Annotated in this window: 27 protein-coding genes; 16 read left to right on the top strand and 11 right to left on the bottom strand. The window is 51.0% G+C overall.

The features are described 5' to 3' along the window. Nucleotides 1-6: 6 nt before the first annotated feature. Entirely contained in the window at nucleotides 7-348 is a 342-nt protein-coding gene (locus IP582_RS13600; RefSeq protein ID WP_039078872.1) for a DUF1283 family protein, read from the bottom strand. 143 nt (nucleotides 349-491) lie between these two features. On the opposite strand from IP582_RS13600, the gene IP582_RS13595 reads away from it, so the two are divergent. The 6 genes from IP582_RS13595 to IP582_RS13570 all read left to right on the top strand — a co-directional run bounded on the left by IP582_RS13595 (nucleotide 492) and on the right by IP582_RS13570 (nucleotide 8,049). After that, nucleotides 492-818: a YnfA family protein gene (locus tag IP582_RS13595; protein ID WP_193793488.1), complete on the top strand. Its 327-nt coding sequence runs from the start codon at nucleotides 492-494 to the stop codon at nucleotides 816-818. Between the two features lie 123 nt (nucleotides 819-941). Then, nucleotides 942-1,967, top strand: coding sequence for a Zn-dependent oxidoreductase (locus tag IP582_RS13590; RefSeq protein WP_193793487.1), 1,026 nt, complete (start codon nucleotides 942-944; stop codon nucleotides 1,965-1,967). A gap of 167 nt (nucleotides 1,968-2,134) precedes the next feature. Next, the gene (locus tag IP582_RS13585; RefSeq protein WP_193793486.1) at nucleotides 2,135-3,514 is read left to right on the top strand and encodes an MFS transporter; all 1,380 of its coding nucleotides are present in this window, start codon (nucleotides 2,135-2,137) and stop codon (nucleotides 3,512-3,514) included. Between the two features lie 258 nt (nucleotides 3,515-3,772). Further along, nucleotides 3,773-4,987 carry a D-mannonate dehydratase ManD gene (manD, locus tag IP582_RS13580; protein ID WP_193793485.1) on the top strand — a complete coding sequence of 405 codons (1,215 nt, stop codon included), beginning with the start codon at nucleotides 3,773-3,775 and terminating at the stop codon, nucleotides 4,985-4,987. A gap of 58 nt (nucleotides 4,988-5,045) precedes the next feature. After that, entirely contained in the window at nucleotides 5,046-6,380 is a 1,335-nt protein-coding gene (locus IP582_RS13575) for an MFS transporter (protein WP_193793484.1), read from the top strand. A gap of 205 nt (nucleotides 6,381-6,585) precedes the next feature. Next, nucleotides 6,586-8,049, top strand: a complete 1,464-nt coding sequence (locus IP582_RS13570; RefSeq protein WP_193793483.1) for a mannitol dehydrogenase family protein — start codon at nucleotides 6,586-6,588, stop codon at nucleotides 8,047-8,049. Between the two features lie 32 nt (nucleotides 8,050-8,081). Here IP582_RS13570 and ydfZ read toward each other — a convergent pair whose 3' ends face one another. The 3 genes from ydfZ to ydfG all read right to left on the bottom strand — a co-directional run bounded on the left by ydfZ (nucleotide 8,082) and on the right by ydfG (nucleotide 9,984). Continuing rightward, nucleotides 8,082-8,285, bottom strand: a complete 204-nt coding sequence (gene ydfZ, locus IP582_RS13565) for a putative selenium delivery protein YdfZ (protein ID WP_039078879.1) — start codon at nucleotides 8,283-8,285, stop codon at nucleotides 8,082-8,084. Between the two features lie 172 nt (nucleotides 8,286-8,457). Beyond that, nucleotides 8,458-9,144: a GntR family transcriptional regulator gene (locus IP582_RS13560; RefSeq protein ID WP_039078880.1), complete on the bottom strand. Its 687-nt coding sequence runs from the start codon at nucleotides 9,142-9,144 to the stop codon at nucleotides 8,458-8,460. A 90-nt stretch (nucleotides 9,145-9,234) separates the two neighbouring features. Further along, a complete protein-coding gene (gene ydfG, locus IP582_RS13555; protein ID WP_039078881.1) occupies nucleotides 9,235-9,984 on the bottom strand; it encodes a bifunctional NADP-dependent 3-hydroxy acid dehydrogenase/3-hydroxypropionate dehydrogenase YdfG in 750 nt (249 codons plus the stop codon). Nucleotides 9,985-10,156: 172 nt separating this feature from the next. Between ydfG and dcp the strand changes: the two genes are divergently transcribed. After that, nucleotides 10,157-12,202 carry a peptidyl-dipeptidase Dcp gene (gene dcp / locus IP582_RS13550; protein WP_193793482.1) on the top strand — a complete coding sequence of 682 codons (2,046 nt, stop codon included), beginning with the start codon at nucleotides 10,157-10,159 and terminating at the stop codon, nucleotides 12,200-12,202. Between the two features lie 721 nt (nucleotides 12,203-12,923). On the opposite strand, the gene IP582_RS13545 is transcribed toward dcp, so the two are convergent. Then, nucleotides 12,924-13,442, bottom strand: a complete 519-nt coding sequence (locus IP582_RS13545; RefSeq protein WP_193793481.1) for a DUF6622 family protein — start codon at nucleotides 13,440-13,442, stop codon at nucleotides 12,924-12,926. A 288-nt stretch (nucleotides 13,443-13,730) separates the two neighbouring features. On the opposite strand from IP582_RS13545, the gene clcA reads away from it, so the two are divergent. Together clcA and IP582_RS13535 are read left to right on the top strand one after the other, a co-directional pair. After that, the gene (clcA, locus tag IP582_RS13540) at nucleotides 13,731-15,068 is read left to right on the top strand and encodes a H(+)/Cl(-) exchange transporter ClcA (RefSeq protein ID WP_255520051.1); all 1,338 of its coding nucleotides are present in this window, start codon (nucleotides 13,731-13,733) and stop codon (nucleotides 15,066-15,068) included. Nucleotides 15,069-15,319: 251 nt separating this feature from the next. Then, nucleotides 15,320-15,598, top strand: coding sequence for a hypothetical protein (locus IP582_RS13535; protein WP_193793480.1), 279 nt, complete (start codon nucleotides 15,320-15,322; stop codon nucleotides 15,596-15,598). A 170-nt stretch (nucleotides 15,599-15,768) separates the two neighbouring features. On the opposite strand, the gene IP582_RS13530 is transcribed toward IP582_RS13535, so the two are convergent. After that, nucleotides 15,769-16,053, bottom strand: coding sequence for a hypothetical protein (locus IP582_RS13530; RefSeq protein ID WP_039078886.1), 285 nt, complete (start codon nucleotides 16,051-16,053; stop codon nucleotides 15,769-15,771). 466 nt (nucleotides 16,054-16,519) lie between these two features. On the opposite strand from IP582_RS13530, the gene IP582_RS25360 reads away from it, so the two are divergent. From IP582_RS25360 to IP582_RS13520, 3 genes are all read left to right on the top strand, one after another. Then, nucleotides 16,520-16,714 (top strand): hypothetical protein, encoded by a 195-nt coding sequence (locus IP582_RS25360; protein ID WP_228007893.1) that lies wholly within the window; start codon nucleotides 16,520-16,522, stop codon nucleotides 16,712-16,714. A 184-nt stretch (nucleotides 16,715-16,898) separates the two neighbouring features. After that, nucleotides 16,899-17,201, top strand: a complete 303-nt coding sequence (locus IP582_RS13525) for a hypothetical protein (protein WP_193793479.1) — start codon at nucleotides 16,899-16,901, stop codon at nucleotides 17,199-17,201. A gap of 106 nt (nucleotides 17,202-17,307) precedes the next feature. Then, entirely contained in the window at nucleotides 17,308-17,487 is a 180-nt protein-coding gene (locus tag IP582_RS13520) for a hypothetical protein (RefSeq protein ID WP_125124603.1), read from the top strand. 91 nt (nucleotides 17,488-17,578) lie between these two features. Here IP582_RS13520 and IP582_RS13515 read toward each other — a convergent pair whose 3' ends face one another. Further along, nucleotides 17,579-17,725 (bottom strand): hypothetical protein, encoded by a 147-nt coding sequence (locus tag IP582_RS13515; protein WP_193793478.1) that lies wholly within the window; start codon nucleotides 17,723-17,725, stop codon nucleotides 17,579-17,581. Between the two features lie 186 nt (nucleotides 17,726-17,911). On the opposite strand from IP582_RS13515, the gene IP582_RS13510 reads away from it, so the two are divergent. Then, nucleotides 17,912-18,481 carry a TIGR00730 family Rossman fold protein gene (locus IP582_RS13510; protein ID WP_193793477.1) on the top strand — a complete coding sequence of 190 codons (570 nt, stop codon included), beginning with the start codon at nucleotides 17,912-17,914 and terminating at the stop codon, nucleotides 18,479-18,481. Between the two features lie 58 nt (nucleotides 18,482-18,539). Continuing rightward, nucleotides 18,540-18,971 carry an NUDIX hydrolase gene (locus IP582_RS13505; RefSeq protein ID WP_193793476.1) on the top strand — a complete coding sequence of 144 codons (432 nt, stop codon included), beginning with the start codon at nucleotides 18,540-18,542 and terminating at the stop codon, nucleotides 18,969-18,971. A gap of 96 nt (nucleotides 18,972-19,067) precedes the next feature. On the opposite strand, the gene IP582_RS13500 is transcribed toward IP582_RS13505, so the two are convergent. From IP582_RS13500 to IP582_RS13485, 4 genes are all read right to left on the bottom strand, one after another. Beyond that, nucleotides 19,068-19,355, bottom strand: coding sequence for a hypothetical protein (locus IP582_RS13500; RefSeq protein ID WP_193793475.1), 288 nt, complete (start codon nucleotides 19,353-19,355; stop codon nucleotides 19,068-19,070). A gap of 324 nt (nucleotides 19,356-19,679) precedes the next feature. After that, a complete protein-coding gene (locus tag IP582_RS13495; RefSeq protein WP_193793474.1) occupies nucleotides 19,680-20,543 on the bottom strand; it encodes an HlyD family secretion protein in 864 nt (287 codons plus the stop codon). After that, nucleotides 20,540-20,755: a DUF1656 domain-containing protein gene (locus IP582_RS13490; protein ID WP_071194287.1), complete on the bottom strand. Its 216-nt coding sequence runs from the start codon at nucleotides 20,753-20,755 to the stop codon at nucleotides 20,540-20,542. Before IP582_RS13490 ends, IP582_RS13495 begins: the two co-directional genes overlap by 4 nt. Further along, nucleotides 20,745-22,796 carry an FUSC family protein gene (locus IP582_RS13485; RefSeq protein ID WP_193793473.1) on the bottom strand — a complete coding sequence of 684 codons (2,052 nt, stop codon included), beginning with the start codon at nucleotides 22,794-22,796 and terminating at the stop codon, nucleotides 20,745-20,747. The genes IP582_RS13490 and IP582_RS13485 overlap by 11 nt, the downstream gene beginning before the upstream one ends. Before the next feature lie 77 nt (nucleotides 22,797-22,873). Here IP582_RS13485 and IP582_RS13480 point away from each other — a divergent pair, with 77 nt between their 5' ends. Then, entirely contained in the window at nucleotides 22,874-23,668 is a 795-nt protein-coding gene (locus tag IP582_RS13480) for a helix-turn-helix domain-containing protein (protein ID WP_039078895.1), read from the top strand. A 238-nt stretch (nucleotides 23,669-23,906) separates the two neighbouring features. Further along, a complete protein-coding gene (locus tag IP582_RS13475) occupies nucleotides 23,907-25,019 on the top strand; it encodes an FIST N-terminal domain-containing protein (RefSeq protein ID WP_193793472.1) in 1,113 nt (370 codons plus the stop codon). The last annotated feature ends 1 nt before the right edge of the window (nucleotide 25,020 follow it).

Raw genomic sequence — 25,020 nt, 5'->3', positions numbered from 1 at the left:
AAGGGGTTATGGCGTAATCTGACGACCGGTACGGCGGTCAAGGCAACGCAGGGTGTTGGGTTCCCAGTATGCATTGACGTTAGCGCTTTTGTGGCAATTATCCTGTGCGTCAAAGGCGACGTCAGTTTTATCCCACTCTTTTTCCACACGTTTGTTAACTTTGTGACGCAGCGAACGGGTGTCATCCCACTGTTCTTTTTCCATGGCTGCTTGCTGGCGGCTTTGCGCGCTGTCGCCGGATTCAATCACTAACTTATTGGTCTGCGCTGGGGCACTGGCGGTGTACACGATGGCACCCAGCGTCAGCATTGCCGTCAGGCACAGGCGTTTGCTAAGTGAAATATTCATTGCAATTTCCTTCTTGAGGGGATCTAAAAGCTACAGAGCAATTCTACTCGATTCATCCCTGGGCGGATACCCTGCCGGGTGTCCACATATTAGTGGGTTATCCGTTAAGATAGTTCAACCACGACACAATGAAAACGCGAGAGATGATCAAAACAACCCTGCTATTTTTCCTGACCGCCATATGTGAGATCGTCGGCTGCTTTTTACCGTGGCTGTGGCTGAAACGGGGCGCTACGCCGCTGTTGCTGCTTCCGGCTGCGCTTGCGCTGGCGCTTTTTGTCTGGCTGCTGACCCTGCATCCTGCCGCCAGCGGGAGAGTCTATGCCGCTTATGGCGGGGTGTACGTCTGCACGGCTTTATTATGGCTGAGGGTGGTGAATGGTGAGAAACTCAGCCTGTATGACTGGACGGGGGCCGCCATCTCACTTTGCGGCATGCTGATTATCGTTGCCGGGTGGGGGCGCGCATAAGCGCCCGTTTTTTGTGATCGCTCGCAGCTTTTTTGATCGTTATACTTGTATGGTAGTAGTTCAGTTGCGTAAATTCCCTCCATCGCAATAAAAAACGCAATAAAAGATGTAAGGAATTTACGTATGAAAAGTGTGGTTATCAGAGAGCCAAATAACCTTGTCATTGAACAGCGTCCATTGCCTGTACCCTCAGCAGGCGAAGTCAGGGTAAGAGTGAAACTCGCCGGAATTTGTGGTTCAGACAGCCATATTTATCGTGGCCATAATCCCTTTGCAAAATACCCGCGCGTTATTGGTCATGAGTTCTTCGGCATTATCGACGCGGTGGGTGATGGGGTTGATAAAAAACGTATTGGTGAGCGTGTTTCGGTTGATCCGGTTATTAGTTGCGGTGAGTGTTATCCCTGTTCAATTGGTAAACCGAATGTTTGTACTTCACTGGTCGTATTAGGTGTGCATCGCGACGGTGGGTTTAGCCAATATGCGACAGTACCGGCTAAGAATGCGTTCACTATTCCGGATGTCATCTCCGATAAACATGCCGTGATGATTGAGCCCTTCACCATCGCTGCGAATGTCACCGGCCAGGCCGCCCCCAGAGAAAATGACGTTGCGCTAATTTACGGTGCAGGTCCAATGGGGTTAACAACCGTTCAGGCGCTGAAAGGCGTTTATAACGTGAAGCAAATTATTGTGGCCGACCGTATCGATGAACGTCTTGCCATGGCAAAAAACTGCGGTGCCGACTGGGTCATTAATAACGGGCAACAATCCCTGCAAGACTTTTTAGCGGAGAAGGGGTTTAAACCCACGCTGATTGTTGACGCTGCCTGCCACCCGTCAATTCTGCCGGAGGCGATTGGCCTGGCTTCACCGGCGGCGCGTATTGTTCTGATGGGCTTCTCCAGCGATCCTTGCCAGATTATTCAGCAGGGTATTACGGGTAAAGAGCTCTCTATTTTTTCTTCTCGCCTGAACGCGAATAAATTCCCCACAGTTATCGAGTGGTTACAAAAAGGATTAATCGACCCGGATAAACTGATTACCCATGCTTTTGATTATCAGCACGTTATCGACGCAATAGAACTATTTGAGAAGGACCAGCGTAAGTGCTGCAAGGTATTACTGACTTTTTCCGATGAACAATAAAGACATTTTTATCTACGCAAAATCATTCATGTTGCATCAAGGCGGCAAATAAATGACATCTCAGACGTATAAGCGTTGTATGTAACTGGGATAAATGAGTGCAGCCAATTAAAGAGGCAGCCTGAAGGATTAGGCGTATACGCATCTACCTCTTAGAGATAGCCATTATGACAGAAACAACACATGAGCGAAGCACAAAAGACCTGGTAAGAGCGGCAGTATCCGGCTGGCTGGGCACCGCGCTGGAATTTATGGATTTCCAGCTCTATTCATTAGGCGCAGCACTGGTTTTTCATGAAATATTCTTCCCTGAACAATCCGCAGCGATGGCGCTTATTCTTGCGATGGGGACATACGGTGCAGGCTATATCGCACGTATTGTCGGTGCGTTTATTTTCGGCAAAATGGGCGACAGTATTGGTCGCAAAAAAGTGCTGTTTATTACCATCACCATGATGGGGATCTGCACGACATTAATTGGCGTACTGCCAACCTATGCGCAAATTGGTATATTTGCCCCGGTGTTGCTGGTGACGTTACGTATTATTCAGGGCCTTGGTGCCGGTGCGGAAATTTCCGGGGCGGGGACCATGCTGGCGGAATATGCGCCAAAAGGGAAGCGGGGCATTATCTCTTCGCTGGTGGCGATGGGGACTAACTGCGGTACGCTGAGCGCAACGGCTATCTGGGCAGTGATGTTCTTTGCTCTCGACAGAGAAGAACTGCTGGCATGGGGATGGCGTATTCCGTTCCTGGCGAGTGTTGTGGTCATGATCTTTGCTATCTGGCTGCGAATGAACCTCAAAGAAAGCCCGGTGTTTGAGAAAGTTAACGAAGGCGAACACGCACCTGCACAGAGTAAGTCATCAGAAAGTTCGCTGGGGGCGATGTTTACGAGCAAATCGTTTTGGCTGGCGACCGGCTTACGTTTCGGCCAGGCTGGTAACTCGGGTCTGATTCAAACTTTCCTTGCCGGGTATCTGGTGCAGACGCTGATGTTCAATAAATCTATCCCTACGGATGCATTGATGATCAGCTCCATCATTGGTTTTGTCACCATTCCGTTGCTGGGCTGGCTGTCGGACAAATTTGGTCGCCGTTTGCCTTACATTCTGTTGAATATCTCGGCGATCATTCTGGCGTACCCGATGCTGTCGATTGTCGTGGATAAGAGCTACAGTCCGGGCGTTATCATGACGGCGTTGATTGTTATCCATAACTTTGCCGTACTGGGGCTGTTCGCACTGGAAAATATCACCATGGCTGAAATCTTCGGTTCGCGTAATCGCTTTACCCGGATGGCGATATCCAAAGAGGCGGGTGGTCTGGTGGCCGTAGGCTTTGGCCCGGTTCTGGCGGGGATCTTCTGCAACATGACCGGTTCCTGGCTGCCGATTCTGGCGATGGTCATTGTCTATTCACTGATTGGCCTGGTGTCGGCGATTCTGATGCCAGAAGTCAAAGACCGCGATCTTAGCATTCTGGAAGATGCTGCCGAAGTGAAGGGGCGGAACCGGGTGGTCAGTTCTATTCATCAGGCGAATTAATGTGCGCCTGCCCGGTAGTCATAGTTGCCGCTTAGGCGGCGACAGGCAAAACGTCATGTCGTTAAGAGACATGTACCGGGCTTAAGGGTTACCAGGGCCGTACCAGTGAGAGCTGGCGCGGCCTTGTGTCGTTTGGTGCGCGTAAAATCCAGGCGCTTTTTTTGTGATCACGGATCGGTTTCTTGTCTTTTATACTTGTATGGTAGTATGCGTAAAGATAAGTTTATTGCATCACAGTGAAGGTGTAAGGAATGAAAAATGAAGATTGTTGGGGCCGAGGTTTTTGTCACCTGTCCGGGGCGTAACTTCGTTACACTAAAAATCACCACCGATGAAGGCATTGTTGGACTCGGCGATGCCACCCTCAATGGTCGCGAACTCTCCGTGGCCTCATATCTGCAAGACCATCTTTGCCCACAGTTAATCGGGCGCGATGCACACCGCATTGAAGATATCTGGCAGTTTTTCTATAAAGGCGCGTACTGGCGCCGTGGCCCGGTCACGATGTCGGCGATATCCGCTATAGACATGGCGCTGTGGGACATCAAGGCTAAAGCCGCCAACATGCCGTTGTATCAGTTGTTGGGCGGCGCTTCCCGCGATGGGGTGATGGTCTATTGCCACACAACGGGTCACACCATTGATGATGTGCTGGAAGATTACGCGCGGCACAAAGAGATGGGCTTTAAAGCGATTCGCGTGCAGTGCGGCGTACCGGGAATGAAAACCACCTACGGCATGGCGAAAGGTAAAGGGCTCGCCTACGAACCGGCAACCAAAGGGGTGTGGCCGGAAGAGCAACTGTGGTCCACCGAGAAATACCTCGATTTTACCCCCAAACTGTTCGACGCCGTGCGCAGCAAATTCGGTTTCCACGAACACCTGCTGCATGACATGCATCACCGTCTGACGCCAATTGAGGCCGCGCGCTTTGGTAAAAGCATTGAAGCGTTCCGCATGTTCTGGATGGAAGACCCGACGCCGGCTGAAAACCAGGCGTGCTTCCGTCTGATTCGCCAGCATACCGTCACGCCGATTGCGGTGGGTGAGGTGTTTAACAGCATCTGGGACTGCAAGCAGCTTATTGAAGAGCAGCTTATCGATTATATCCGTACCACCATAACCCATGCGGGTGGAATAACGGGTATGCGCCGTATCGCTGATTTCGCTTCACTCTACCAGGTCCGTACCGGTTCGCACGGCCCGTCCGATCTCTCGCCGATCTGCCATGCTGCGGCGCTGCATTTTGACCTGTGGGTACCGAATTTCGGTGTCCAGGAGTACATGGGATATTCAGAGCAAATGCTCGAAGTTTTCCCATATAGCTGGCGCTTTGATAATGGCTATATGCATCCAGGCGACAAACCAGGCCTTGGCATCGAGTTTGACGAAAAACTGGCGGCAAAATACCCCTACGATCCAGCGTGTCTGCCGGTCGCCCGGCTGGAAGATGGCACGTTGTGGAACTGGTAGTTAACACGTTGATAAGGATGTTGCCCAAATAACAAGCTTCTTACTCGGGAATAAAATTATGGTAAGTTCAGTGGATATCAAAAACGCAACAGATAACACACCTGTTATCAAACGTGTCGCCACCGCGTCGGCCATCGGTACTGCGGCGGAATATTATGATTTCTTCGCTTACGGTACGGCCGCTGTTCTGTTTTTTGGTCACCTTTTTTTCCCCAGTACCGATCCACTTATCAGTACCCTGGCCGCATTTGCCACTTATGCGGTGGGCTTTTTAGCCCGTCCGTTAGGCGGCATTGTTTTTGGTCATATCGGCGATAAAGTCGGGCGTAAAAAAGCACTGGTTATCACAATTTTAATCGTCGGGCTGGGAACGTTCTGCATCGGCTTATTACCAACCTATGAAAAAATCGGTATCTGGGCGCCGGTATTACTCATTCTGATCCGCGTCTTACAAGGTTTTGGCGTTGGAGGTGAGCAGGCGGGGGCGGTATTAATGACCGCTGAATACTCTGTTCCGGCTCGCAGGGGCTTCTTTGCGAGCTGGGTGCAAATTGGTGCGCCGGCTGGCTTCCTGTTGCCAATGGCCCTCTTTGCCTTACTCAACGGCGTTCTCCCGCCAGAGGCGATGATGGATTACGGCTGGCGTATTCCCTTTCTACTGAGCGCACTGTTGGTCATCGTTGGCCTGTTTATTCGCCTACGTATTGACGAGTCGCCGGTGTTTGCCAAAATTCGCGAAACTAAAGCGGTTGAATCCCGCCCGGTTGTCGAGGTTATCCGTCATTATCCGGGGATTGTGGTGAAAGGGGTGTGCGCGAAATTAATCGAAGCTTGTACCTTCGCTATGTTTACCGTGATTGTGCTGGCCTACGGTAAAGCGAATAACTTAAGCGCTAATATCCTGATGGATGCCATGATCGTCGCCGTACTGTTGGAAATTATTGCCATCCCGGCGATGGGAGCATTAAGCGACAAAATTGGCCGTAAACCGGTTTATATCGCCGGGGCTTTATTGCAGGTGCTTGCCATTATTCCGTTCTTCCTCGCCATCAATCAGGACAGTTACTGGCTGACGCAGATAGCGATGGTCATGGTGATTACCTTTGGCCACAGCATGTGTTACGCACCCCAGGCATCGTTTTTCCCGGAATTATTCCCGACGCATATCCGTTGCAGCGGTATCGCTCTGATCTGGCAGGTCGGTTCGCTGATTGGTAGCGGTGTTCTGGGGCTGGTGGCGGTGAAAATTCTGCAGATGACCGGTGGGCATTATTACGGTATGGCGGCGTATGTCATCGTATTAGGTGTGATTTCGGTGATTGGCCTGGCGCTGATGCCTGAAACCGCGCCGCGCCGACGCCAGGGGGAATACCAACAGTGGGGACAACACTGATAATAAAACCAGACTTACGGCTCTTTTCTCGCCCCCTCTCTGAGAGGGGGGATGAATTCAGTAAAACAAATTACAAAACCTCATCCTTCTTGTATGGTAGTTGACTTGAATCAAAGATGTCATACCAATCAAATGAGATGGTTTACAGCATGATGATGTCACTCACCGCAATGAAGCGATTTTTAACTATCAAATGAGTAAAACCATGGAAAATCAGCTGTTAAAGGCGAATGCCGTTGTTCCGGCATACGACCGTCAACGTCTTGTCCCGCGCATTGTGCATCTGGGATTCGGTGCGTTCCATCGCGCACATCAATCTGTCTATGCTGACATTCTGGCAACAGAGCATGGTAGCGACTGGGGCTACTGTGAGGTCAATCTGATTGGCGGCGAACAACAAATTGCTGATCTGAAAGCGCAGGATAATCTCTATACCGTGGCGGAAATGTCTGCTGATGCATGGACTGCGCGTGTTGTCGGTGTCGCCAAACGTGCGCTGCATGCCGGGGTTGATGGTCTGGAAGCGGTTCTTGCGGCGATGTGCGAACCGCAGGTGGCGATTGTGTCACTGACGATTACAGAAAAAGGTTATTGCCACTCTCCGGCTACCGGGCAATTGATGCTCGATCACCCGTTTATTGCCGCCGATTTACAAAATCCGCAGCAGCCGAAATCTGCCGCCGGGGTGATTGTTGAAGCGCTGGCGCGTCGTAAAGCTAAAGGGCTGGCGGCCTTCACTGTGATGTCCTGCGACAACATGCCGGAAAACGGCCATGTCACACGTAACGTTATTTGCGCCTATGCCCGTGCGGTTAATGCAGATTTGGCCGACTGGATTGACGCGAACGTGACCTTCCCGTCAACAATGGTTGACCGTATTGTTCCCGCCGTGACGGCGGATACGCTGGATAAAATTGAACAACTGACCGGTGTGCGCGACCCGGCGGGTGTGGCCTGTGAACCGTTCCGTCAGTGGGTTATCGAAGATAACTTTGTGGCAGGTCGCCCGGAATGGGAAAAAGCCGGGGCCGAACTCGTCGCTGATGTGGTGCCCTTTGAAGAGATGAAACTGCGCATGCTCAACGGCAGTCACTCTTTCCTCGCCTATCTGGGCTATCTGGCCGGTTACCAGCACATCAATGAGTGCATGGAAGACGACAACTATCGTCGCGCTGCCCATGCCCTGATGTTGCAGGAGCAGGCACCGACGCTGAAAGTGAAAGGGGTCGATCTGGCGCATTACGCGGACTTGCTGATTGTGCGTTACAGCAACCCGGCGCTGCGTCACCGTACCTGGCAGATTGCGATGGATGGCAGCCAGAAACTGCCTCAACGTATGCTGGATTCCGTGCGCTGGCACCGTGTCCATCAGCATGCCTTTGATCTGCTGGCGCTGGGGATTGCAGGCTGGATGCGCTATGTGGGCGGTGTTGATGAGCAGGGCAATGCGATTGAAGTGAGCGATCCGCTGCTGGCTGTGATTCAGCAGGCTGTAGCAGGCAGTGCAGAAGGGGAAGCACGCGTTAACGCATTGCTGGGTATTGAGGCGATTTTTGGCACTGAGCTGCCGAAAGATGTGATCTTTGTTGAACAGGTAACGCGCGCCTATCAGGCATTGCTGGCGAACGGCGCGAAAGCCACGGTTGCACAGTACGCGGCGAAATTCTGATCTAAATGCCGCCCTCAGGCGGCATCACACCATTAGTGCAGGCCAAGGCGAATCAGTTCAACAGGTTCAAACTGGCCTTCACAACCTTCCACTTCTACCGTTTTGCTACGACGCAACTGAGCTGGCGTCATTCCATTGGCATGGATAGCGATAATTTTCCCGGTACGACCTGTGCCATTAATCATGACGCGGCTGCCGGTGGTGATTGCATTACGGTTACGATCATAAGTCATCATGGTGGTTTCTCCTTTTATCATCCGCAAAACATGCCGGGGCATAAGGCGTCCCCGTCACGGACGCCTTATGAAAACGCTTTTGCTAAGATGATTTTTTGTTTTTGATCAACGTCACACTTTTTAGTGCGCAAAAACAGCACGACGTTTTAAAAACAAAACAGGAGGAGGGAAGTTACTCTTCGCTAAACCAGTCGCGATTTTCCTGGCTGATGAGTTTCACAGAACCGCTGATTTCCTGCAGATGGTGGGTCATCGCTTGATCTACCGCATCGGCATCTCTTTTTTCCAGCGCATCAAAAATATCCTGATGCTGGCGCAGCAGCATTTCCGGAGGCGATACGTGGTCAAGGCTCATATAGCGCACACGGTCCATGGTCGCTTTGAGGTTTTCAATGGTATCCCAGGCAAGCTGGCAGTCGGCAATCTGCGCGAGTTTCTGGTGAAACTCATCATCCAACTGGAAAAAATCATTCAACTGCTTGCGCTCAATGGCAGTGCGTTGCTGATTGAGATTCTGCTCAAGCTGATAACAATAGCTGTCCGTCATCATCCCGGCGGCACGACGAGCGACCGCACACTCAATGGCCTGGCGTACGAAGCAGCCGTTGCGAACCTGAGCCAGAGAGATTTTATTCACATAGCTACCGCGCTGGGGGCGGATTTGAATCAGACCGTTTTCCGCCAGCTTGATAAAGGCTTCACGTACGGGCTGGCGTGAAACGTCAAAACGGATCGACACTTCTTTTTCAGAAAGCGGGGTTCCCGGCGGAATCAGGCAATGAACAATATCCCGACGGAGAATACGGTAAATTTGCTGGTTGACGGGTTGCGTCGGGTTGAGCTGGGTTTCAACGATCATTCGCACTTACTTTTTAAGAGGTTAACCCAGCTACCATACCATTAAATAGACGCCGTTCCCATACCCGGCCCGCAGGCCGGGGCGGGAAAATTAGCCTGCGCGATGTACGCTCAGACCCGCATAGGTCTGGCTTACTGGCATCATCTCCAGAGTATTGATATTGACGTGTTTTGGCAGCGTAGCCACCCACCAGACCGCCTCGGTCACATCTTCCGGTGTCAGGGCGTTGGTATTTTCATAGGTTTTTTCGGCTTTCGCGTCATCGCCTTTAAAACGCACATTCGAAAACTCCGTACCGCCCACCAGGCCCGGCTCGATATTGGTTACGCGAACGGCGGTGCCGTTAAGGTCGGTGCGCAGGTTCAGACTGAACTGACGCACAAACGCTTTGGTGGCGCCATAGACGTTACCACCAGCATACGGCCAGCTCCCTGCGGTCGAACCGATGTTGATGATATGACCGCGATTGCGCTCCACCATACCCGGCAGCACGGCCCGGGTCATATACACCAGGCCTTTGTTGTTGGTGTCGATCATGGTTTCCCAGTCATCCACATTGGCTTTATGCGCAGGCTCGAGTCCCAGGGCTAACCCGGCGTTATTCACCAGCACGTCAATCTCTTTCCATTCAGCAGGCAAATTCGCCAGCATCTCTTCAATGGCTGCGCGGTTACGCACATCAACTTGCGCCGTAAACAGATTGTCGCCCAGTTCATCTTTCAGCTCTTGCAGACGCTCCTGACGGCGGCCTGTTGCAATGACTTTGTGTCCATTTTCAATAAAACGACGTGTGATACTCTCACCAAAACCCGCTGTTGCCCCGGTAACCAAAATTATCATCTTGCTGTTCCTCAACGCTTTTTGTGGTGTATTACCATAGCACGCACCGCTCGGTGGCGGTAACCTAAGTTAAGCCTGGCAAAAAATCTTCACTTTGTGCTACTGATAGATCATCACAGCCAATACCATGGATGTCTGGTCTGGGGTAACTAACCGCATTCAGGAGTAAATTATGTCGGTAACGAATCCTTTCTTCGATGTCAGCACGCTGCCGTATCAGGCACCGCGCTTCGATCTTATCCATCAGGATCACTATCGCCCCGCATTCGACCGTGGGGTTGAGGAAAAACGCGCCGAGGTGTCCGCCATTGCGCAAAACCCGACTCCCGCCACGTTTGATAATACCCTGTTGCCGCTGGAGTGCAGCGGTGAGCTGTTGACGCGAGTGACCAGCGTCTTTTTCGCGATGACCTCCGCGCATACCAATGATTTTTTACAGCAACTTGACGAAGCGTTTTCCGCTGAACTGGCGCAACTGGCGAATGATATTTATCTCAACGACGCCCTGTTTGCGCGCGTTGAGTCCGTCTGGCGCAATCGGGAATCAGCCGGTCTGGATAATGAATCTTTACGGCTGGTCGAGGTGATGTATCAGCGCTTTATACTGGCTGGTGCGACGCTTTCCGCTGACGATAAAGCGGTATTGAGAGCATTAAATACCGAGGCGGCGACGCTCACCAGCCAGTTTAATCAGCGCCTGCTAGCGGCAGACAAAGCCGGTGGTCTGGTGGTGGATTATCTCCATCAACTCGACGGATTGAGCGATGACGCTATCGCCGCCGCAGCCGATGCGGCGCGAGAAAAAGGGCTGACCGATCGCTGGCTACTTTCGCTATTAAACACCACACAGCAACCGGCGCTGGCCGCGCTGCGGGACCGTCAGACGCGCGAAAATCTGTTTACTGCCAGTTGGTCACGGACTTCGCGCGGGGATGCCAATGACACGCGCGCTATCGTATTGCGTCTGGCGCAATTACGGGCGCAACAGGCGTCATTGCTTGGTTTCCCGGATTACGCCAGTTGGAAAATGGCCGACCAGATGGCAGGCAATCCACAGGCCGCGTTTGATTTTATGCGCGGTATTGCCCCGGCGGCACGTGCCCGCGCTGAACGTGAACAGGCCGATATTCAGCAGGTCATTGATGACCAGCAGGGGGGCTTCACCGCTCAGGCCTGGGACTGGCCGTGGTATGCCGAACAGGTCCGACGCGCGAAATACGACCTCGACGAATCACAGGTCGCCCCTTATTTTGCGCTCAACACGGTGCTGAGCGAAGGGGTGTTCTATGCAGCGAGTCAACTCTTTGGCATTCGTTTTGTAGAACGTACTGATATTCCTGTTTATCATCCGGACGTGCGAGTCTGGGAAATATTCGACCAGAATGATGAAGGGCTGGCGCTGTTTTATGGCGATTTCTTTGCCCGTGATTCAAAGAGTGGCGGCGCATGGATGGGGAATTTCATCGAGCAATCGACGCTGCTTTCCACCAAACCGGTTATTTACAATGTCTGCAATTACCAGAAACCGGCCGCCGGGCAGACGGCGCTCTTATCGTGGGATGATGTCATCACCCTGTTTCACGAGTTTGGTCATACGCTACATGGTTTGTTCGCCCGCCAGCGCTACGCCAGCCTGTCGGGGACCAATACGCCGCGTGATTTTGTTGAGTTTCCGTCACAGATTAACGAGCACTGGGCCAGCCATCCTGACGTGTTCACGCGTTATGCGCGCCATTATCAAACTGGTGAGCCAATGCCGGAAGCGCTACGCAATAAAATGTTGCGCAGTACCCAGTTCAATAAAGGCTATGACATGACGGAGTTGCTGAGTGCGGCCTTGTTGGACATGAACTGGCACAGTCTGGATGGCGTGACTCAGGTCAGCGATGTCGATGTCTTTGAAGCACAGGCGATTCGCCGCGAAGGGCTTGATATCGCAGCGGTACCGCCCCGTTATCGCAGCAGCTACTTCGCCCATATCTTCGGCGGTGGTTACGCAGCGGGTTATTACGCCTATCTGTGGACGCAAATGCTGGCTGACGATGGCTTCCAGTGGTTTGTGGAGCAGGGCGGCTTATCCCGTGAAAACGGGCAAAGATTCCGTGATGCGATTTTGTCGCGTGGTAATAGTACTGATTTAGCTGAACTTTATCGCCAGTGGCGCGGTCATGATCCGCAGATTGAACCGATGCTGAAAAACCGAGGCCTGAGCGAGTAACGCGCATTTAGCAAGATAGAAGAACCGGGTGTGATACCCGGTTTTTTTATGCATGATAATTAAATGCTACGCAAATGTTAAATTAACGTGCTAACCGAAGCGGTGCAATGTGATTCAAGCGACATAGTTGATAATGAAATAATTTGTCGGTGCAATAATTCATTAAGTATGTCTACCTTTAATCGATGGTCCCATGACGTTAGACTATTTTTTAATGCCGCCTGATCCCCATAGGATGTTTTGTTTTTTACGGCTGTAAGGGAGGGATAAAATAAATCCGGAAAGCACGACGCTTTGATGAGTGTTATGTACTCTAAGATTATTCCTGGAATTAAGATGCCAGCCAGAGTGATGTAATAATTACATTCCACTCAGGTATCTGTTGATTAATGTGAATGAAAAATGAGGAAAGTCCTTTTATTTATCAAAGATAAACCTGCTGAATTAATCGATGTCAGACCGTATGAACGTAAGATTAATTGTATCTATCCCGGCGCGGTTGTAAAAAGCCTGACGATAGAGATTAGCTTTGTGACGTTTAGCAATGGTAAATGTGGCGCCATCTCTTTTGTGGCCGACCGTTATGTTTCTCAGATGCAACTATTAGAGGCCTATAATAAGCTGATACTCAACGGCGAGTAATTATGTTCCGTGGGCCTGCATGACTACAGCAGGCCGCATAATTTGCCAAAAGGGTGTGCCAGAGTGCCGCAGAATCTGCCTAAGCGCTTCGTACATGTGGCGACATTTTGCGCCATGAGGAAAAAAGATTCAGTGTCCCACCCCAGAATAACCCATCAACAAGTCCCGTAATAACGCCGAACAGGGCGCTGAATTGTACTGCATAGTGTGCTTCCGGATGCAGCGACAACCAAACCAGCAAACAATATTTCGAGCCAAAGCCCATGATAATAAAAACCAGTGTCAGAGGCGTGCCCGCGCGAATAATTCTGTCGCTATGCGGTTTGTTTTTTAAACGAGGCTGGTTTTTCCATAACCGCCACCCGGCCACAATACCCAAGGCAAGTCCGCTAAACATGCCCACTAATGAGGCAACATTAAAATTAAACTCTTCCTTTAACCCCCACACTCCCCAAATCAGAAAGAGTAGCGGTAAAATAAACAACTGACTGATATTCATTTCGCGTTCTGAGAGCGCGGCATAACCCCGCATTATAAGAAAAGCAAAAAGTATCCATACCCACAGCGGGGTATGACTGAGGATGGTGAAAATAGTCATGGTATTCTCCTGGTTGAATGTTTACCCGGCAGAAGTATGCCTGGGGCCAGATAAGAGCAACACGACACCCACACGACAGCGGGCTGACAGCAACACGACAGGACGTTATTCCGCGCGAGGGGACCTGTTGCAAGGGAAGTGATACGTCCTGTAACGACATCGTTTTTGTTTAGTCGGCATAAGGTGCGTTAAACTCTCCTCCCTTGTTGGTAGATGACATTGCAAAAAATGATTGTTCCTGGTTCATCAGATGTGCAAGTTCCAGAAACGGAACTTGCACGCAAAAGCATGTTCAAAGCGTTGCTGTACCGTGACCGGACGCCCGTCGCCGTATTAATTTGTGCTGCTATTGTTGGCACGCTCGTAGGGTTTGCTGGCGTCGCATTCTTTCGCGCCGTCAATGCCGTGCAGCACTGGCGAATAAGTTTTCTGCAGCAGGCTGACTTAAGCGGGTGGGCGCTATGGATTATGGCTTTTATTATCTCCGGGCTGCTGGCGGTGATGGGCTATTTTCTCGTCAGGCGTTTTGCGCCTGAGGCATCGGGCTCAGGTATCCCTGAAATCGAAGGCGCGCTGGAAGAGTTACGCCCTGTACGCTGGTGGCGTGTCATACCGGTGAAGTTTTTTGGCGGTATGGGAACGCTCGGCGCAGGCATGGTGCTCGGCAGAGAAGGGCCGACCGTTCAGCTCGGTGGTAATATTGGCCGAATGGTCTCTGACCTGTTGCGGATAAAACATGGTGAGGCGCGCCATTCATTGCTGGCAACGGGGGCGGCTGCCGGTCTGGCGGCAGCGTTTAACGCACCGCTGGCGGGTATTCTCTTTATTCTCGAAGAGATGAGGCCGCAATTTCGCTATAACCTTATCTCCATCAAAGCCGTTTTTATTGGCGTGATCATGGCAAGCATCGTATTTCGCACATTTAATGGCGAAAGCCCGGTCATCGCCGTAGGGCAGTTATCCAATGCGCCAGTCAATACGCTGTGGCTGTATCTCGTGTTAGGGATGTTATTTGGCCTCGTCGGCGTATTATTTAATCGCCTCGTCTTTCTTTTTCAGGATGGTTTTCAGCATATCTATGGCGGGCGAACATGGCGAACCCTGGTGGTAGGGGGATGTATAGGTGGCGGATGTGGCATCCTTGCGCTGCTTTATGCGCCAGGGGCCGGAGGCGGCTTTGAATTGATCCCCGATGCGGCCAGCGGCGGCTGTACGTTTTATGCGTTAATCGTGATGTTTCTGGTCCGTCTGCTCACAACGCTGCTCTGTTTTTGCTCCGGGGCGCCTGGCGGAATTTTCGCGCCAATGTTGGCGTTAGGTACCGTGCTCGGCACCGCCTATGGTGTGGGTGTCGCGGATTTGTTCCCGGCCTATGGGCTTGAAGCCGGTACGTTTGCCATTGCCGGGATGGGGGCGTTATTTGCTGCGTCCGTTCGTGCTCCGCTAACGGGGATCGTCCTGGTACTGGAAATGACAGATAATTATCAGCTCATACTGCCGATGATTATTACCTGCCTCGGTGCGACGTTACTCGCACAATTTCTTGGTGGGAAACCGTTATATTCTTCGATTCTGGCGCGTACTTTGGCAAAACAGACGGCGCCAGAAGGCTCGGTGCCCTCATAACTTGCTCTCCGCACTGGTTCGACGGCCATTCGCTGGTGCCGTCGAACCCCTTGCCTGTTTGGTTCCGGTTTCGAAACGGGCAGTACACTGTGATTTTCTGAATCTGGATCTTCTTCTCGATAATGAATTCTTGTTAATCAGCGTCGTACTGTGCTGATAATAGCAATACAACGTTATTGCCAGGCTATATATTAAAAGTAATTTAATAGAAGTAATCCGTACTAAAACCCGTTCAAGAGAGGGAGTGCGCGATGGACTATTTTTTCTTGATTATAAACAGCGTGATGGCCGGTGCGCCTGGGTACTTCCCGGATGCTATCAGGGCGATATCTGAACGGTCAGGCGAAAAATTAATAACGCTCTCCGCTATCCTCCTCCAGCCTGTTGCCGCGCAAAAACTGACGGATGTACACCGACAGCAAATAAATAATATTCGCGGAAATATCATATTACTTGCGGAGCAAGACGACCTGGAAACATTCAAAATGAAAGTTAAGGCGTTTTCCAGACAAAATGGTTTGGTCAATTAAATATTCAACAGGAATGATGATATATTCAATTGTCCATTTATAAGAATCAGGATTTTCTATGTATGGCAAAATGAGTTAATCAGGCAGCGAAAGAGGAGATGCATAAATCATCGTTAAAAGCGTCGCCGCAGGACCTGAAAGCGACGCTTTTATTACCCGCACTCAGACGTTTATTTGACGCTTTCATCCATGGTCACATTCATTGTGATGCCGCCTTTGTTATTCGGATCGTCAGTATAGGTAATCAGCACATCTTTGCTGGCGACACATAATCCCTCCTCGTTTGGTGTAGAAGAGACGTATCCCCCGTTATTAAACTCGACGGTGGTTGTCGTTACGCCGCCGTTTTCGGTCTCAGTAATGAAGAGGGAACCGCCATGCGTGACATTGACGGTTGTGATCACACCAATGACCTTATGTTCACCGGACTCAGGATCAAAAGAAATTTTCGGCATTTTTCTCTCCTCGCGCAGACAGGCTATCTGCATTCACTTTTTATCCCATATTTATATTAACGGCCTGGTGGGAAATAAGTTGAGCTTTTTCGCTATCTATTTTCGATGTGGTAGTTAAGAATGTGTTTACTTTGCATTAATTCGTTATGGCGCACATACGCGGCGGGCCAGGCTGGTGAAACGTACCTTTTGCGGCTAAACTTAAACGGTCCGGTATGGCAAGCCGACAAACAATCGTTCTGACGTGATGAATCCCCCTCAGCGGTGGGGCTGGTCTTCATACCATGCAAGTCGCGAATAGCGAATGCGTTTCTGACTGACCGTCAGGAACACCGGGAGGCACCCGGCATCACGGTTTCCACATCCTGAATGACTCAATTCTCCTGTTGGGTCTTTATCTTTTGCCGCGTATTTTGAGTGACCTTGCATAGCACTCATTCCGGCGAGTAACTCGCAGAGTGTACCCATGAAAGAGGGTTATTACTGGATCCAGCACCAGGGTATTGTGCAGATGGCTTACTATACCCATGATAAAGTTGAGAATATGGATACAGGAAAAATAATGACCGGTGTCTGGCGCCTTACGGAAGGGTTTGAGATCTGTCATGACGTTGAAATAGAGATCGTTGGTGGACCGCTTACGTCCCCAACTACAGGGTAAATTTATTTGACCATGGCCTGCCTGGATAAGCGGGCCTGTCAATTTGGGCTGTTTCTACGTTTGGCAGAAATGTGTTATCACCTGGAAGACGTAAATACGAATCTAAGAAATGTGAACGCTACTATTTCACTCCTCATTTAAGCGGATATACTTCTGATAAGTCGCGTATAAAAGGAGTAAGCCAATGATTTACTCATCCATAAAAACGCACTACCTGTCAGCCGAATCCGGCGATCGTCTTGTTCGTTATGATGTTATTGCGACAGATGCTGATACGTATTTAGTGAAGGTCATCGACGAGCAAAAAAGCACGCTGTCTGATCCTAAACCGCTAATCCTCATCGACCAGTTTCGCGTAACCCGTAGTGATTATTTTGAACATTACGGTATTCACGTGGTGCAACAGGCGATAACGTTCAATTTACCCCCCTCATTTGAAGATTATCTTCTGCTTTACTGCCAGCGACACCGAAACAAGTACGAATAGCACCAGGCCGACATCGGGCGGCTTCTTCGTTAAAAGGAGCCACTGCCGTTATACTTACCCTTTGTCTTTTGACGCAAAGCTGGCTTGTTTAACCCAAAGGAGAGTGATGATGAGACCGAAAATCACGCCGGAAGAGATCGCGTTACTGGTAGAGGATTTAGATATGCTGGGTGAACAAAACCTCGTGGGTATCGAAGCCTATGAAGCGCTCTACCTGCTGGAGATGCGCCGCCAGACAGCAAAACTTAATGATATCAAGCGGGCACTGGAAGCCGAAGAGGAGTGAATTTCCGGACTCACGGACGCCCCCGGTTTTTGGTGGGGAGGCCGCACTGTTTATCAACATCATCTGGCCTCCCTGACGCCAGATGATGTTTTTACTTTTTACTCACCGGACATATCAACTCACGGATAATCGCTATCTTCTTCTGCGGTGACAGCCAGAGGCATTGTGGCATCCATGCAGGTTTTTGTTGTTCGATGAAAGCGTTAAGCAGTTGGTTGAGCCAGCTATCGATATTCATACGTACCTCCTTAATGGTTAACGTGAGTGTACGCAACAATTACGGAACAAAAACTGAGCTTATTAAATTTACTGTTCCGCATTTAATTCCCTGAATATGCCGACCGACATTGTCCAACCCACAGGCGCAATAAGCTGACACAAAGATATGGTAAATTACCGCCTCCACTAACAACGGAGTGTTGTAATGAAAGCGATTGGTATCTTTTGTGGTTCATCTTCCGGGGAAAATCCGCTGTATATCGAAACGGCGCGCTATGTGGGCAAAACCCTCGCGGCGGCCGACATTTCTCTTGTCTACGGTGGCGGTAAGGTTGGCCTGATGGGCGCCGTTGCCGATGCCTGCCTGGCGCAAGGTGGCCATGTGGTTGGGGTTATGCCGCGTGGTCTGTTTGAAAAGGAGATCGCGCACCAGGGGCTGAGTGAGCTTCACGTCGTGGAAAATATGCACGAGCGAAAAACCAAAATGGCGGCGCTATCGGATGGCTTTATCGCATTGCCTGGTGGTGCGGGTACGCTGGAAGAGATTTTCGAGCAGTGGACCTGGGCACAACTCGGGATCCACCACAAACCCTGCGCATTCCTGAATATCAACGGTTATTACGATCCGCTGCAGGCGATGGTTGAGAAAATGGTTACCGAGGGATTCATGCATGCCCGCTATGCCGATATGCTGCCGTTTTCCACGGATGTCGAAAGCGTCGTGGCGTATTTTCGCAACTATCAGGCGCCTGCGAGTAAGTGGGTGAAAAATTAATCGTATTTAAGGGCGCTGCGCCGGGCGCTCCCGGCCAGTGCGCGCAGGAAAGCGTATCATGCCACACACCATACATCCCGTTGCCGCCGTACTGGGGGTGATCGTCCATGAATCTCGTGTACTGCTTGTACGCCGTTCTAACCCACCTGATGCAGGTTTTTGGGGTTTTCCGGGTGGAAAAATCGAGGCAGGCGAAACCATAGAACAGGCCGCGTTGCGTGAAGTAAACGAAGAGACCGGACTGAGGGTTATTTACCAGTCGACGGATGTGCCCCTGGAAGCATTCGATTACAACGCCGCCGGCGAGCTTCGTTACCATTATCTGCTGATCCCGGTCATTTGTGCCTGGCAGGGGGGAGAACCGACTGCCGCGTCGGATGTCTTTGAAGCGCGCTGGTTTGACGCTGCGGCATTGCTGAGCGGTGATTTTGATTTCAGTAAAGATGTCGTGGAACTGGCGATAAAACAGATAAACCCTGCTCACGCGTGAATGGGGATGTTGTCGCAGTGACGATGTATCACCGCTGGCGGGCTGCAACGTTCAGGTCTGCGGCCCGTCAATCCGGTGCCCCTTAATGTAAGGGCGTTATGTTTTGCTTGCGTCTTTCTTCTTTTTGAAAAGAGACGTTGCTGCCGCCGTCATAACGCCTATCAGCGGCATAGCAAAAGCGCCTGCCAGGAAGTTATGCTGATCGATTTCCTTTTCCCGGCGAATATCAGCAAAACGGGCAAGCGCCTGTTTTTCATTCGCGGCGATGACCTCTTCAAACTGCTTTTCATAACCCTGCTCAGTCAACTGAAATGCGCGTTGTTCATCTGATTTTTTCAGAGCAACGGTATGCTTAACCTTTTTAAAAAAACAGTACTCTGGCATGGGTGATCCTTATGGAGAGAGGTGATTAAGCACAACCAGAATAACAATTTTAAATACATCTGGTACCTGCGGGTGAATATTTTTTAAATCTATTTAACGCATCGTGTGCCGACAAATTCGTGCGCAGAATTTAAAAACGATTAAGAAAGAGCGTAAAAGGACGCTGAATTTTTCCTCCGGAATATATCTTATTTTCCGCGCGCACCGAATGTTATTGTAATGGGACGCGAGAAACGTCATTCCGACCGCCACAAGAGGCAACCGGCGCGGTGCTATCCACGCCGTGAGGGGAATGATTTGGATAACTATGACAACCAGTGTGGCCTAAGGTGCGATGGAGATACTTGCCGACAAGCCTGCTACCAATTCTACCCCTTGTGGCAAGTTATCGATGTGAATACGCACCGGGATGCGCTGGGCAAGACGTACCCAGTTAAAAGTCGGCTCAACCTGCGGCAGGCCAAGACCGCCCGTGTCGTCATTATTATCACCAATCCCATGCCCGATACTCTCAACGTGGCCGGTCAGGACGGGCTCGAACCCCATCAGCGCAATGTGCGCGGTATTTCCCACGCGAATGTGGCGCAGTTTGGTTTCCTCAAAATAACCCACCACCCAGAAACTTTGCGCGTCGACGATGGCTACCTTTGTTTCCCCGGCAGTTGCGTAGTCGCCGGGGCGAAGCCTCAGATGTGTGACATAACCGGCAACCGGCGCCCGCACGGTGGCATGGGATAAATTGAGTTCTGCCAGTTCCAGCGCAGCCAGCGCACCATGGTAATTGGCCGTTGCGATATTCGCCGCGCTGCTTGTTTGCTGCAAATCCTCACCGGAAATCATGCCTTTTATCTGCACACGTCGTCTGGCGGCATCCTGGCGCATCAGCATTTCATGACGTTTAGCATCGACATCAGCCTGCGCGCTGAGCAATGCCAGCGTTAACCAGTGCGGATCGATGGAGTAGAGAACATCGCCACGATTCACCCATTGATTGTCTCTGACAGCCACGCTGATAACCGGCCCTGAGACATCCGGCGCAATTTGCACTACATCCGCACGAACCCGGCCATCGCGGGTCCAGGGCGTCTGCGCATAATGCTTCCACATCATGAAAGCCAGAATAGCTGACGCGGCGGCTGCGCTTAGCGTCAGCGCATAGCGGGTCAATAAAGAGAGAAACGATTTCATGCAAATAACCCCAGCGCGTTAGCGTCCTGCAGGAACAGGAAAAAAGTGACGATATACAGTGAGAAACCAATCAGCGGGCGGCAAGGCAAACGGCAATAAAACCTGCTGAAAGAGAACAGCGGCACGAGTAACAGCGTGCAGGCCAGGCTAATAAGCGCAATGACCAGCAGACCGGGGAGAAATACACCCCCAATATTGATGTCATTCAGCATTTTCTTGCTCCTTCTTGCTACTTCGCAGTGCGCAGTGCAGGTCAACAAGCCTGTCGACAACCTGGCGCGATTGTTCATCTGGCGCAGGCAGAGAGAGGCAAATCATTGACGCAATGCGCTCGCGTACGGCAGGTATGTCTTTCGTGTGAATAAGCTGGTAAAGCAGGTCATTGATCTCTCTGGCTGTTTTTCTTTCCGCCCGCGAATAACAGTGGCGTAAATGCATGACAGAGAGGCCAATTCGCAGATAGTGCAACATATGCTCAAGCACCTGTTCTGAGGCGTGCTCACTGCGTTGCAAACGCGGCAGTAAAAGGGCTGTTCTGTCTATCATCAGATTGGTCCAGTGCATATCATCGGGTTTAAAAACACCTTTCACACTGCGCCGGATATCGCGTCGACAGAGTTTCAGCAGACGGTTAATGGCCGCGTCTGCCTGCACCGTTTGCAACAAACTCATGCTGACCACGGCAAAGCCGATAGCGGCAAACAAGGCAATAGAGGTATTGATGGCTACAGCGAAGTCCCCGCTGTAATGCGCGCCTAATTCGCAAAGGATAGGCAGGGTGAGGGTGATCCCCATCGCCATAAATGTGGTAGGCGGGCGCGCCTGGAGCGATCCGGCCAGCAAATAGGCGGGGGCAAGTGCCGCAACCAATACCGCGAAATCGGTCACTTGCGGAAGAAGGACAAAGCTATAGAACAGGCTTATCAGTACCCCCCAGACGGAACCCATAATATATTTCACAAGGTGGGGGGCTGGCGTGTCGAAACTGGCAAACAGCGTACAGCAGACCCCAAGAACAGAGACCGCCGTGGCGCCATCAGGCCAGGCTGAGTAAATCCAAATCAGGCAGCCGCTTAAGATTATCGAGAAAGCCCCCAATGCTGTGCGTGCAGCGCTAAGGTGATCCCGGTGGAATACGTAGCCTTTTGCAGCCTTGGCCTCCATCAGCGCGGGAGTGTTTTTCGCGTGGCGAACCGCATCAGAAAGGCGTTCGCATTGCTGTAAAAGCACGATGGCTTCTGTCAGGTGGCGCGTAAAACTGGTCCGTATCGCATCTGTCATTGTCGGTGTCTGCGAAGCGTATAACGCCGTTAACTGTTCACTGCGTTTTTTTAGCGCCTCTGCGCTGATTGTCTGCTCGCTTTCTCCCTCATGAGTAAGCCAGGTCTGGACATCCTTTAGCAACAACCGCAGCTTGACGGGTATCTCCTCTGGCGTCGGTAAGCGATCGCGTAATTCACAATTCACAATTAACAGACGAGCCAGCCGGTCATGGATGGCTTTTCGTGCCTGGCGGACCGGCGCAGAAAGGGCAAAGTCGTAAGGGATATGGTGGCTGATACCCTGCAAAAACTGCAGTGCCAGCGCCAGATGAAGGCTATCGGAATGCTCATCGGGTTTGCCTGCTAAGGTATCGGCAATTTTCAGCCGGGCCGAGCGTAATGTCTGCGCTAATTTGTTGTTGAACACCCCTGAAATACGCGCGGGCAATACGTATCTGTGAATAAGCGCGGCGCAGAAAATACCAATCATGATCTCCTGCACGCGGAGAATGGCGATATGAAAAATAGTGCCGGGATCAAACACCGCAGGAAAACCAATCAGGCTCGCGGTGTAACCGGCTAATACAAAAGCATACGCACGTGAAGTGCGTACAAGGAGGGATAAATAGAGACAGAAGGTTATCCAGCCTGTGAGCATCACACTGCAAAGCACCGGCATGTTCACGAAAGTGGGCACGATCAAAACGGTCGCTCCGGCGCCGATGACCGTACCTGCCAGGCGATAAAGGCTTCTGCTCAGTGACGCGCTCACCGAGGTTTGCGAAACAATGTACACGGTAATGATGGCCCATGATGGGCGCTCAAGACCTATCGACAACGCAATAAAATAGGCGAGCATCGCGGCGGTAAAAGTCTTTGCAGAATAGAGCAACGCGTTAGCATCGTTCAGCAGTGCGGGAGAAGCCACACGGCGTAATAGCTTGCTGGCAGCGCGTAAAAAATGACTGTGAAAGAGAGCGAATGTGTTCATGCCGGGGATTATTACCGGCTTGCCTATGCTATTAAATACTCTATTCTGTCAAAAAATACCTAAATGTTGCCAATTACATGAAGCCGCAATTCGTTACAACATTATTTGACCCTGACGCCACCTCGTGCCCGGCAGTGGCGCGGCATCTTGATTTTATTGATTACGAGGCCGAAGTGCCGGTACATACACATCGCAAGGGGCAATTGATCATTGCGCTGTATGGCGCGGTTATCTGTCGCGCCGAAAATGACATATGGATAGTGCCGCCAAATTGTGCCGTCTGGATACCGGGCGGCGTTCCTCACAGCGCCAAAGCGACCTGGAATGCCCATCTCAATTATCTGTTTATTGAACCCGGCGCCACTGCGCTTCCGGAAAAATGTTGCACGCTGGCGATTTCACCGCTGATTAAAGAGTTGGTGGACCGCTTAACGCGTGAGGGCATTGATTACCCGCCCGATAGCCATGTCGCAAGACTGACCAGAGTGACGCTTGACGAGTTAGCCACCATGCCGCAACAGAAATTGAGTCTGCCCGTTTCGGCCCATCCCAAAATACGCGCTATGGCAGATGCGCTGGTCAGTAACCCGGAGGATCGCAGCACCTTTAAAGCGTGGGCTAAACGGCTGGCGCTCAGCGAGCGCTCGCTGGCACGCTTGATGCTACGCGAGACAGGGCTAACCTTCGGACGATGGCGTCAGCAGCTCCATCTGATTCTTGCTCTGCAGGCGCTGGCAAGCGGCGTCTCGGTACAAAACGTGGCGGCAAACCTGGGGTATGAATCGGTGAATGCCTTCATCACCATGTTCAAAAAAACGATGGGCAGCACCCCTGCGCACTATTTTGCCGAACGAAAAACAGACGTACGTTAATTAGCCGGGTTTTGAATGAAAGGGTAACAAAAGTGATCCAGACGGCGGCCTGAAAAGAAAGTTCACGTGCGTCTTTGAAGAGAAATGCCATGCATGTATAACTAATTAAGACAGGCATTCATAAGTGGCCTGGTGGCAGCTTTTATGACTCCCCAACTGTTGAATCCAGACGAGCATCTTTTTGAGCATGTACTGTTTAAAATAAACACTATCGCTTTTCTCAGCCGGAGAATATGCCGTGAATGTCAAACTAAAATATGCAAGTAGTGAATTACGCGATCCTGTCCAGGCTGTAGCTGAATTTGCCAATAAGATTGGTCATGAGGATATTGAAACCATCTTATTTTTTTGCTCTCCGGATTATGATCTTGAAACTTTAGGCAGCGAATTAAAAAAAACCTTTTCATGCACGCTTATAGGATGCACCTCCTCCGGGCAAATTGGTCTGGATGGTTTCCAGCACTCCGGGATGCTCGGTCTGGGCTTGGGGCGCGATTTTCGGGCCACCGCTTATATGATCCATCCCTTAGTTGAATACTCTGCCGTTATTGCGGATATGGCTGAAAAAATCCGTCTCGACAGCGAGGCAAGGCCGAATATTAATCGCTTCGGTCTGTTGCTTGTCGACGGGCTTTCGATGGCAGAAGAGCGACTTGTGGCTAATCTTTATCAGCAGATAGGGAATGTGCCTATCATCGGGGGATCGGCGGGTGATGACCTGCGCTTTGAACAAAGCTTCATTTACGACGGCAATGGTAAATTTGTATCAGACGCTGCGGTTTTTGCGGTCATTGAGACCCACTCTCCTCTTGCGACGTTTAAAATTCAACACTTTGTTCCCAGCGATGTGGAATTGGTGATTACCGAAGCCGATCCAGAGAAACGGATCATTTTTGAAATTAACGGTGAACCTGCTGCACAAGTCTACGCCGAATCTCTCGGCCTGAGCGTGGACGAGTTAACACCCACGATATTTTCTCGCAACCCGCTGGTGCTCGCGCTTGGCGATGAACCTTATGTACGCTCCATTCAGAAATGGAATGCCGATTTTTCGTTAACCTGTTATTGCGCGATTGAAGAGGGGTTGATTATTTCGATTGGCAGAGCAGAAGATCCCATCGAGACCTTCAGGCAATCGTTTGAAAAAGTTCATGAAATAATTCCTGACCCGCGTGTCATCATCGGTTGCGATTGTATTCTTCGCCGCCTCCAGTTTGAAGAAGAAGGGCTTGAAGAACCGATTAGCGACATTATGCGCCGGAACAATGTGATCGGTTTTTCTACCTACGGCGAGCAGTACAACGGGCTGCACGTAAATCAGACATTCACAGGCGTTGCTATCGGAGGATGAA

This window comes from Citrobacter sp. BDA59-3 (genome assembly GCF_015167655.1).
Classification (GTDB): Bacteria; Pseudomonadota; Gammaproteobacteria; order Enterobacterales; family Enterobacteriaceae; genus Phytobacter; species Phytobacter diazotrophicus.
Note: the sequence above shows the minus strand (reverse complement) of the source record. Positions and strands in the feature narration are given on the sequence as shown.